At 73.5% G+C, this 9,233-nt stretch carries 10 protein-coding genes; 2 read left to right on the top strand and 8 right to left on the bottom strand.

The features are described from left to right. Positions 1–2 precede the first annotated feature (2 nt). The 7 genes from nuoE to ACLE50_RS02790 form a co-directional block, all read right to left on the bottom strand. The gene (gene nuoE / locus ACLE50_RS02820) at positions 3–839 is read right to left on the bottom strand and encodes an NADH-quinone oxidoreductase subunit NuoE (protein WP_410941750.1); all 837 of its coding nucleotides are present in this window, start codon (positions 837–839) and stop codon (positions 3–5) included. Next, positions 836–2,206 carry an NADH-quinone oxidoreductase subunit D gene (locus ACLE50_RS02815; protein ID WP_410941749.1) on the bottom strand — a complete coding sequence of 457 codons (1,371 nt, stop codon included), beginning with the start codon at positions 2,204–2,206 and terminating at the stop codon, positions 836–838. The genes nuoE and ACLE50_RS02815 overlap by 4 nt, the downstream gene beginning before the upstream one ends. Then, positions 2,203–3,045: an NADH-quinone oxidoreductase subunit C gene (locus ACLE50_RS02810; protein ID WP_410941748.1), complete on the bottom strand. Its 843-nt coding sequence runs from the start codon at positions 3,043–3,045 to the stop codon at positions 2,203–2,205. The genes ACLE50_RS02815 and ACLE50_RS02810 overlap by 4 nt, the downstream gene beginning before the upstream one ends. Then, positions 3,042–3,794 carry a NuoB/complex I 20 kDa subunit family protein gene (locus ACLE50_RS02805; RefSeq protein WP_410941747.1) on the bottom strand — a complete coding sequence of 251 codons (753 nt, stop codon included), beginning with the start codon at positions 3,792–3,794 and terminating at the stop codon, positions 3,042–3,044. Before ACLE50_RS02805 ends, ACLE50_RS02810 begins: the two co-directional genes overlap by 4 nt. Before the next feature lie 7 nt (positions 3,795–3,801). Next, positions 3,802–4,167, bottom strand: coding sequence for an NADH-quinone oxidoreductase subunit A (locus ACLE50_RS02800; protein ID WP_410941746.1), 366 nt, complete (start codon positions 4,165–4,167; stop codon positions 3,802–3,804). 294 nt (positions 4,168–4,461) lie between these two features. Then, complete coding sequence (locus ACLE50_RS02795; RefSeq protein WP_410941745.1) at positions 4,462–5,154, bottom strand: demethylmenaquinone methyltransferase; 693 nt, start codon at positions 5,152–5,154, stop codon at positions 4,462–4,464. A 25-nt stretch (positions 5,155–5,179) separates the two neighbouring features. Continuing rightward, positions 5,180–6,340: a glycosyltransferase family 4 protein gene (locus tag ACLE50_RS02790; RefSeq protein ID WP_410941744.1), complete on the bottom strand. Its 1,161-nt coding sequence runs from the start codon at positions 6,338–6,340 to the stop codon at positions 5,180–5,182. Between the two features lie 177 nt (positions 6,341–6,517). Between ACLE50_RS02790 and ACLE50_RS02785 the strand changes: the two genes are divergently transcribed. Continuing rightward, positions 6,518–7,351 carry an inositol monophosphatase family protein gene (locus ACLE50_RS02785; protein ID WP_410941743.1) on the top strand — a complete coding sequence of 278 codons (834 nt, stop codon included), beginning with the start codon at positions 6,518–6,520 and terminating at the stop codon, positions 7,349–7,351. Between the two features lie 46 nt (positions 7,352–7,397). On the opposite strand, the gene ACLE50_RS02780 is transcribed toward ACLE50_RS02785, so the two are convergent. Beyond that, positions 7,398–7,874 carry a DUF3592 domain-containing protein gene (locus ACLE50_RS02780; protein WP_410941742.1) on the bottom strand — a complete coding sequence of 159 codons (477 nt, stop codon included), beginning with the start codon at positions 7,872–7,874 and terminating at the stop codon, positions 7,398–7,400. A gap of 94 nt (positions 7,875–7,968) precedes the next feature. On the opposite strand from ACLE50_RS02780, the gene ACLE50_RS02775 reads away from it, so the two are divergent. After that, positions 7,969–9,213, top strand: a complete 1,245-nt coding sequence (locus tag ACLE50_RS02775; RefSeq protein WP_410941741.1) for an isochorismate synthase — start codon at positions 7,969–7,971, stop codon at positions 9,211–9,213. Positions 9,214–9,233: the final 20 nt, after the last annotated feature.

Raw genomic sequence — 9,233 nt, 5'->3', positions numbered from 1 at the left:
GATCACTTCTTCTCCGGTGGCGCGGGCATCGGCGGCGGCGTGGCAGGCAGCTCGGGTGCGGTCCACCCGTTCTCCTCGGCCATCCGGGCACCGCGGACGGTCTCGACCGCGCTCGACGGGCCCTCGACGCGGGCGGTGGTATCGACCTCGGACGCGTCGTCGGTGAACCCGGCCAGTTCCAGCTCCGCGCTGCGGAAGTCGGTGAGCGGGGCGCCGCGGGTGGGCTGCGGGCGCTCGCCGCGGCGCAGCGCCTCGACCAGCTCCACCGCGGAGTCGACGGTCTGGTTGTCGAAGTACTCGTAGTCGACCTGCAGCACCGGGCCGAGGTCGCACGCGGCCAGGCACTCGGCGTGCTCGAGGGTGAGCGAGCCGGGTGTGCCGGGCTCGCCGACGGTCTCCTCGTGCCCCAGCGGACGGCCCTCGGAGCCGAGCAGCCTGCCCACCCGCTCGTAGATGGCGTCGCCGCCGAGCGCCGCACACAGCGTGTTCGTGCACACGCTGACCAGGTGCTCACCGCACGGGCGGCGCTTGTACATCGTGTAGAACGTCGCCACCGCGGAGACCTCGGCCGTGGTCAGCTCCAGGACCTCCGCGCAGTAGCGGATCCCGTCCTCGCTGACGTGGCCCTCCACCGACTGCACCAGGTGCAGCAGCGGCAGCAGCGCCGACCGCGGCTCCGGGTACAGCGCGATGATCTCCTTCGACCGCTGCCGGGTGAGCTCGTCGAACTCGACGGGCACGGGCGAGGGCTGCGCGGGGACCCCGGCGGAGAAGTCCGGCTCGGCAGGCACCGCGGGGACGCGGGAGTTCGTCTCGGGATTGCCACCCGGGAGCGTCATCGGTCGCACCCTCCCATCACGGGGTCGATGGAGGCGACGGCCGCGATGACGTCCGCGACCTGGCCGCCCTCGCTCATCGCCGGCATGGACTGCAGGTTCACGAAGCTGGGGTCGCGCAGGTGGACGCGCACCGGGCGGGTGCCGCCGTCGGAGACCGCGTGCACCGACAGCTCCCCGCGCGGGGACTCGACGGCCGCGTAGGCCTGCCCCGGCGGGACGTGGAAGCCCTCGGTGACCAGCTTGAAGTGGTGGATCAGCGACTCCATCGACTGACCCATGATCTTGCGGACGTGCTCGAGGGAGTTGCCCATGCCGTCGCTGCCGATGGACAGCTGCGCCGGCCAGGCGACCTTCGGGTCGTCGACCATGACCCGGCCCGGCCCGATCTCGTCGAGCTTCGCCATGGCCTGGGTCATGAGCTTCAGCGACTCGTGGATCTCCGCGACGCGCAGCTGGTAGCGGGCGTAGCAGTCGCCCTCGGTCGCGGTCGGGACCTCGAAGTCGTACTGGTCGTAGACCGAGTACGGCATGTGCTTGCGCAGGTCCCAGGCCAGCCCGGCCGAGCGCAGGATCGGCCCGGACGCGCCGAGCGCCAGGCAGCCGTCGACGGGCAGGTAGCCGATGCCCTGCAGCCGCTGCTTCCAGATCGGCTGCCCGGTGAGCAGGCGGTCGTAGTCGGGCAGCCGGGTGTTCATGACGCCGAGGAACTCGCGGACGCGTTCCTGCCAGCCCTCCGGCAGGTCCTGGGCGAGACCGCCGGGCCGGAAGAACGCGTGGTTCATCCGCAGCCCGGTGAGGAACTCCAGCAGGTGCAGGACCTCCTCGCGCTCGCGGAAACCCGAGGTCATGCCGGTCAGCGCGCCCAGTTCCATGCCGCCGGTGGCCAGCGCGACCAGGTGCGAGCCGATCCGGTTGAGCTCCCAGAGCAGGACCCGGATGTGCTCGGCCCGTTCGGGGACCTCGATCCCGAGCAGCTTCTCGGTGGCCATGCAGTAGGCGCCCTCGTTGAACAGCGGCGCCAGGTAGTCCGCGCGGGTCACGAACGTGACCCCCTGGGTCCAGGTGCGGTACTCGCAGTTCTTCTCGATGCCGGTGTGCAGGTAGCCGATGACCGCGCGGCCCTGGGTGACGGTCTCGCCCTCCAGCTCCAGCACCAGGCGCAGCACCCCGTGCGTCGACGGGTGCTGCGGCCCCATGTTGATCACGATGCGGTCGTCGTGCTCGGCCTCGAGCAGGGTGTCCCAGTCCCCGCCGGTGACGGTGTAGACGGTGCCCTCGGTGGTCTCGCGCTCCGGGGCGGCGTAGGGGTCCTGGCGGAGGGGGCCGCCTGTCGTGGTGGTGGGCTCGTCGGCTCGGGTGTCGGTCACGAGTAGGCCCTCCGCTCGTCGGGCGGCGGGATCTCCGCGCCCTTGTACTCCACGGGGACGCCGCCCAGCGGGTAGCTCTTGCGCTGGGGGTGGCCGTCCCAGTCGTCGGGCATGAGGATCCGGGTGAGCGCGGGGTGGCCGTCGAAGACGATCCCGAACATGTCCCAGGTCTCGCGCTCGTGCCAGTCGGCGGTCGGGTAGACCTCGACGACGCTGTCGACGTGCGGGTTCTCCAGGTCCAGCGCCGCCTCGACGCGGATCCGGCGCCGGTAGGTCATCGACAGCAGGTGCAGCACGACGTGCAGCGGCCGGTCGACCGGCTCGCCGTCGGGCGCGGAGTAGTCCACCGCCGAGACCGACGAGCAGAACTCGAACCGCAGGCCCGGATCGTCGCGCAGCGTGCGGGCGATCGCGAGCACCTGGTCCGGGACGACGTAGAGGGTCATCTCGTCGCGGTCGATCGTGACCTGCTCGATCGCCGCGCGCGGGATGCCGCGCTCGTCCATGGCGTCGCCGAGCTCGTCGGCGAGCTCGTCGAACCAGCCGCCGAACGGGCGCTCGGCCGGGGCCGGGGCGTGCCCGGGCAGCCGCAGGCCGCCGTAGCCGGAGGTGTCGCCGGTGCCGCGCACGCCGAACATGCCGGACCGGCTGCGGGTCTCGGTGATCTTCGCGGCCGGGCGGGTGCCGGACAGCGCGTCGCCGCCGCCCCCGGCCTCCTGCTGCTCCAGCGCGGCTCCGCTCTCCTGCGACGACGAGTGCGCGCCGCCGGTGGGCTCGGCGTCGTCCTTGGAGGTACCGGTCGGCTCCGTGGGGCCGGTGGACTTGCTCGGCGGGGTCATCGGGAATCACCTCCCCTGGCGGCGTCGGCCAGTGAGGGCAGGTCGTCCGACGCGCGGCGGGCTCCGGTCTCGTCCTCGGCGGCGGAGTGGACGTCCTCGGCGGCGACCAGCGCGTTCATCGCCGGCTTGGGCTGTGCACCGGGCTCCAGGTAGTTCGGGACGTCCGCGGTCGGGGTGTTCTTCAGCGCGTCGAGCTGCTTGTGCTTCGGCGCGAACTTGACCGACGACGGCACCATCGGCGTCCGGTGCCCGGACTCGGCCAGCTCCGCGGCCCGCTTCGGGCCGAGCGGCTCGTCGGAGATCTTGGCGTGGATCTTGAGGATCGCGTCGATCAGCATCTCCGGCCGCGGCGGGCAGCCGGGCAGGTACATGTCGACCGGAACGACGTGGTCGACGCCCTGGACGATCGCGTAGTTGTTGAACATCCCGCCGGAGCTGGCGCACACGCCCATGGCGAGCACCCAGCGCGGCTCGGGCATCTGGTCGTAGATCTGGCGCAGGACCGGGGCCATCTTGTTGCTCACCCGGCCCGCGACGATCATCAGGTCGGCCTGGCGCGGCGAGGCCCGGAAGACCTCCATGCCGAACCGGGCGAGGTCGTAGCGCGGGGCGCCGGTGGTCATCATCTCGATGGCGCAGCAGGCCAGCCCGAAGGTGGCCGGCCAGAGCGACGACTTCCGGGTCCAGTTGACCAGCTTCTCCACGCTGGTCAGCAGCACACCGCTGGGCAGGTTCTCCTCGAGTCCCATGAAAGCCTCAGCTCCACTCGAGCCCGCCGCGACGCCATTCGTAGGCGTACGCGAAGGCGATCGTGGCGATGTAGAGCGTGATGGCCACGAACCCGAAGACACCGACGGCGTCGGCGACGACGGCGTACGGGTACATGAACACCAGCTCGATGTCGAACAGGATGAACAACATCGCCGTGAGGTAGTACGCGACCGGGACGCGCCCGCCGCCGACGATCGGCTGCGGCGACGGCTCGATGCCGCACTCGTAGGAGTCCAGCTTCGCCCGGTTGAACCGCCGCGGGCCCACCAGCGGGGCCGCGGCGACGGAGCCCACCGCGAACAGCGCAGCCAGGGCGAACAGCAGGACGAGCGGAAGGTAGGAGTCGAGCATCCGTCACCTCTGTGATCGCGCGGCCACCGTCGTTGGTGGTGATCGACAGGCTGTCGCAACCGACCCTATGTCGCCCGGGGTGTGACGAACGACCCAGGCGAGCCTTACCTCGGCGAGGGCCCAGGTCACACCCGGACGGCATCGTCGCTGGTCGCGAACCTCGCCCGTGCATGTCGTGGGTCACGCTTGTGAAAAACTTCACGAACGCCCCACGAGTGTAGGACGCAGGTCACCGTTTCGCGTCGGCGGATCGGGCGATGCCGCCGGATCCGCTGCGGCGCAACGGGTGTGGGATCAGAAGGGCTTGTAGGCCCGGTGCAGCGCGACGGCGCCGAAGGTGAGGTTGCGCCAGGCAACGCGCTCCCAGCCGGCGTCGGCGATCTTCTGCGACAGCGCGGCCTGGTCCGGCCAGTCCCGGATGGACTCCGCCAGGTACAGGTAGGCCTCGGGGTTCGACGAGACCGTCCGCGCGATCGCCGGCAGCGCGTGGGCCAGCACGACGTCCTGGTACAGCGCCCGGAACGGCGCCCAGGTGGGCGTGGAGAACTCGCAGACGACCAGACGGCCTCCCGGGCGGGTCACCCGCGCCATCTCGCGCAGGCCGGCGACGGTGTCAGCCACGTTGCGCAGGCCGAAGGAGATCGTCACGGCGTCGAACACGCCGTCGGCGAAGGGCAGGGCCAAGGCGTCCGAGGCGACCTTGGGGACGCCGCGGCGGGCACCGGCACGCAGCATGCCCAGCGAGAAGTCCCCGGCGACGCACCAGGCGCCGTCCTTGGCCAGCTCGACGGTGGAGACCGCGGTCCCGGCGGCGAGGTCGAGGACCTTCTCCCCCGGCTGCAGCGCGAGCGCCTTGCGGGTCTGGATCCGCCAGTAGCGGTCCTGCCCGCCGGACAGCGCCGTGTTCGTCAGGTCGTAGCGCCGGGCGACGCCGTCGAACATGCGGGCGACGTCGTGCGGATCCTTGTCGAGCTCGGCGCGGGACACCCGTCGAGGTTAGCCGGGCCGGACCTCAGGCGGCGGTCCGGTCCGCGGGCCCGGTGCGGACGACGTCGTTGTAGTGGGCCAGCAGCTCGTCGCCGACCGCGGTCCAGGTACGGCGCAGCACCGACTGGCGGGCGGCGAGGCCGAAGGCGCGGTTGCGCACCGGCTCGCACAGCGCGCGCACGGCCTCCACCAGGTCGGCGTCGGCGGCGTCGGTGGCCGGGTCGCCGGGCAGGCCGCCGTCGGGACGCGGCGCGACCAGGTAGCCGGTGCGCCCGGGCAGGACCAGGTCCCGCGGGCCGCCGGCGTCCGGTGCGACGACCGGGACCCCGGAGGCCAGCGCCTCCTGCACCGCCTGGCAGAACGTCTCGGCCTGGCCGGTGTGCACGAACACGTCCAGCGAGGCGTAGATCCGGGACAGCTCCTCGCCGCCGCGGTGCCCGAGGAACGCCGCCGAGGGCACCCTGGCGCGCAGGCTCTCCGCGCTCGGGCCGTCGCCGACGACCACCAGGCGGGTGCCGGGCAGCCCGGCCAGCGTCGCGAGCCGGTCGACCTGCTTCTCCGGGGCGAGCCGGCCGACGAAGCCGATCAGCCGCTCGCCGCCGGGGGCGAGCTCGGCGCGCAGGGCCTCGTCGCGCTTGGAGGGGGTGAACCGCCGGGTGTCGACGCCGCGGGCCCACTGGTGCACCCGCGGCACGCCCCGGCTGCGCAGCGCGCCGGTCGCCCAGCTCGACGGCGCGAGCGTGCGGTCGGCGAGACCGTGCAGCCGGCAGGTCCAGCGCCAGGCCGCCCGCGCGGTCAGGCCGAGGCCGTAGGAGGAGGCGAACCCGGCGACGTCGGTCTGGTAGATCGCGACCGTCGGGATGCCGAGCCTCCGGGCCGCGGCGAGCCCGCGCGCCCCGACCACGAACGGCGCCGCGAGATGGACGACGTCCGGGCGGAAGGCGCGCAGCGCGCGCAGGATCCGGCGGCTGGGCACGCCGACGGGCATCGAGTTGACGACGGGGAGCTCGACGGCCGGGATCCGGATCACCGGGATGCCCTCGTACTCGGTCGACTCGCCCGTTCCCGGGGCCACGACGCACACGTCGTGCCCGGCGGCCCGCAGGTGCTCGCACACCCGCAGGACCGAGTTGGTGACTCCGTTGACCACCGGCAGGAAACATTCCGAGACGATTGCGACGCGCACTGCTGCACCGTGGCTGCGGCGCAACGCCGGTCCGGGTCCGCGGCATGATCGGACGCAGAACCGTGGGCGAACATCGGGTACCCCGTCCCACCTGGTCGTCCGAGTTGTCCGCGGCGGTACGCGGTGGTCATCTCGCGGTCGCGGACGGGACACCCGGGGTCACGAGACTCGGTGTGCATGACGGCCGTCCCGCACACCTCCCGACAGGGGTCCCCGGTGGATTCCGCCCCAGTGGATTCGGCACTGCTCTCCCGTGCTCTCGAGACGGCCGGCCGGCTCGCCAACGACGCCGCCGAGGTGATCACCGCGACGCTCGGGCGCGAGCTCGGGGACGCCGCCGGGCGCTCGGTCAAGGCGAACCCGTTCGACTGGGTCACCGACACCGACCGGACCCTGGAGCGGCACACCCGCCGGGTGCTGGCCACGGAGTTCCCCGGCTTCCCGGTCGTCGGCGAGGAGTTCGGCGCGGACACCGGTGCGGGCGAGGCCCCGATGCGCTGGGTCGTCGACCCGGTCGACGGGACCGCGAACTACGTGGCGGGCCTGCCCTGGTGCGCCTACAGCCTGGCGCTGGTCGACGCCTACGGGCCCGCCGTCGGCGTCGTCGCCGACCCGGGCCGGGGCCAGATCTACGCCGCCGCCCGCGGGCGCGGCTTCCGGGCCAACGGCCTGTCGGTCCCGGCCCGCACCGCCCCGCGGCTGGCCGGGTCGCTGGTGTGCGCCGAGGACCCCGGCGACGGCGTGGTGGCGCGCTGCCGCGAGGCGCACGCCGGGGTCCGGGTGCTGGGCTCGGCGGCGCTGGCGATCACCCAGGTCGCGCTGGGGCACGCGGTCGCGGCCGTGCTGGAGCACTACCACGAGTGGGACGTCGCAGGGGCGCTCTGCCTGGCCGCCGAGGCCGGGGCGCTGGTGTTCGGCCGCGACGGCCGCAGCGAGCCGATGCCCGCCGGCGGGCTGGTCGTCGCGGCACCGGAGGTGGCCGCGGAGGTGTGCGCGCTCTGGCGCGGCTGACGGCTCCCGGGCGCCGCGGGCGTTGCTCGGGCGCCGGGGACGTTGCTCAGCCGCGGCGGGCGCGGCGGCGGCGCAGGTACACCGCGAGCGGCGCGAGCACGACCCAGCCTGCGACGATCGCCCCGGCCGTCGGCAGGATCCCGCCCAGCGCGGACCGGCCGGAGACGCGCACCTTGGACGGGTTCGTCTCGTCGTAGTCGACGTAGATGTTCTGTCCCGGGGTGAGTCCGCTGGGGTAGAACACGCCGTTGCCGGGGGTCTGCATGCGGCCCTCGGAGTCGACGAAACGGACCACCGAGCGCCAGTAGTCGGACCCCTCCAGCACCGTCGCCGAGGTGGTCACCCGGTGCGAGGAGATCGAGTTGTCGTCCAGCGCGGCGGCACCGAGGGCGATGAGGCAGAGCAGCGTCCAGACCACGCCGATCCCGATCACGATCTCGGGGACCCGGCGGCGCAACGTGGCGAACACCCGCCCGGCCGCGGCCCGGGACTCGGTCAGCACGTCGCCGGTCGGAGTGGTCACGCCGGAAGTGTAGGAGCGATGGGCCACACCCGGTGTGGCCGGTGCCTCCCCCGGCGCTGCACACCGTCGTGGAAGCGTTGCCTACCCTCGATACGTGACCCTCGCTCCACCCACAACCGCTTTACGCGTGCGCACCCGGCCGCTGCAGCTCGACGGTCCCCTGCTGGACGTGCTGCCCGGCGGAGCCGGCGAGCTCAGCTGGGTCCGTGAGGGCGACGGTCTGGTCGGCTGGGGATGCGCGGCCCGGTTCACCGGGTCGGGCCGGTCCCGGTTCGCCGACGCCGACACCTGGTGGCGGGCGGTGGTCGCCGGTTCCGCGGTCACCGACGACGTCCGGCTGCCCGGCACCGGCGCTGTCGCGTTCGGCTCCTTCACCTTCGACCCCGGTTCGCCGGGGTCCGCGCTCGTCGTCCCGCGGGTGGTCGTGGGCCGCCGCGGGGACCGGGCCTGGGTCACCGAGATCGTGCCGCCGGGAACCGAGTTCGACGACGCCCCGCTGCCCGCCCCGTCACCGGTCCGGCCGGGCGGGCGGCTGCGCTACTCCGACAACGAGGTGTCCGCGACCCGCTACCGCGGGGTCGTCGCCGAGGCCGTCGAGCGGATGCAGGCCGGCGAGCTGGACAAGGTGGTGCTGGCGCACGACCTGCTCGCGCACGCCGACACCCCGCTCGACGCCCGCTTCCTGCTGCGCGGTCTGTCCACGCGCTACCCCACGTGCTGGAGCTTCGCCGTCGACGGGCTGGTGGGCGCCACCCCGGAGCTGTTGCTGCGGCTGCACGGGCGCACCCTCGAGTCCCGGGTGCTGGCCGGGACGATGTGGCCCGCCACCACCGGCGACGACGTCGGCGGGGCGCTGATCGCCTCGGCCAAGGACCGCCGCGAGCACGCCTACGCCGTGGACTCCCTGGCCGCGTCGCTGCGCCCGCTGGTCGCGGAGCTGCAGGTGCCCGAGGCCCCGCAGGTGCTCACCCTGCCGAACGTGTCGCACCTGGCGAGCGACGTCCGCGCCCGCCTCGACCCGCAGCGCCCGGTGTCGCTGCTCACGCTGCTGGAGGCGGTGCACCCGACGGCCGCCGTCGGCGGGACCCCGACCCCGGACGCGATGGCGATGATCGCCGAGATCGAGGGCATGGACCGCGGCCGCTACGCAGGCCCGGTCGGCTGGGTCGACGCCGAGGGTGGCGGCGAGATGGGCATCGCGCTGCGCTGCGCGGAGCTGACCGGGCACACCGCCCGGCTGTTCGCCGGCGGCGGGATCGTCGCCGACTCCGATCCGGACGCCGAGGTGTGCGAGGCCGCCGCCAAGATGCGCGCGGTCCGCGACGCCCTCGCCGGGTAGCGCGCCTCCCCGCCTGCTGC

The organism is Pseudonocardia phyllosphaerae (assembly GCF_046546475.1).
GTDB classification, from domain to species: domain Bacteria; phylum Actinomycetota; class Actinomycetes; order Mycobacteriales; family Pseudonocardiaceae; genus Pseudonocardia; species Pseudonocardia phyllosphaerae.
The sequence above is the reverse complement of the archived record's forward strand: the minus strand, read 5'-3'. Positions and strand labels throughout refer to the sequence as shown.

Excerpts from the sequence above, each read along its gene's own strand:
- nuoE (WP_410941750.1), bottom strand. The coding sequence starts at position 839 with ATGACGCTCCCGGGTGGCAATCCCGAGACGAACTCCCGCGTCCCCGCG.
- ACLE50_RS02810 (WP_410941748.1), bottom strand. The coding sequence starts at position 3,045 with ATGACCCCGCCGAGCAAGTCCACCGGCCCCACGGAGCCGACCGGTACC.
- ACLE50_RS02805 (WP_410941747.1), bottom strand. The coding sequence starts at position 3,794 with ATGGGACTCGAGGAGAACCTGCCCAGCGGTGTGCTGCTGACCAGCGTG.
- ACLE50_RS02800 (WP_410941746.1), bottom strand. The coding sequence starts at position 4,167 with ATGCTCGACTCCTACCTTCCGCTCGTCCTGCTGTTCGCCCTGGCTGCG.
- ACLE50_RS02785 (WP_410941743.1), top strand. The coding sequence starts at position 6,518 with ATGACGGCCGTCCCGCACACCTCCCGACAGGGGTCCCCGGTGGATTCC.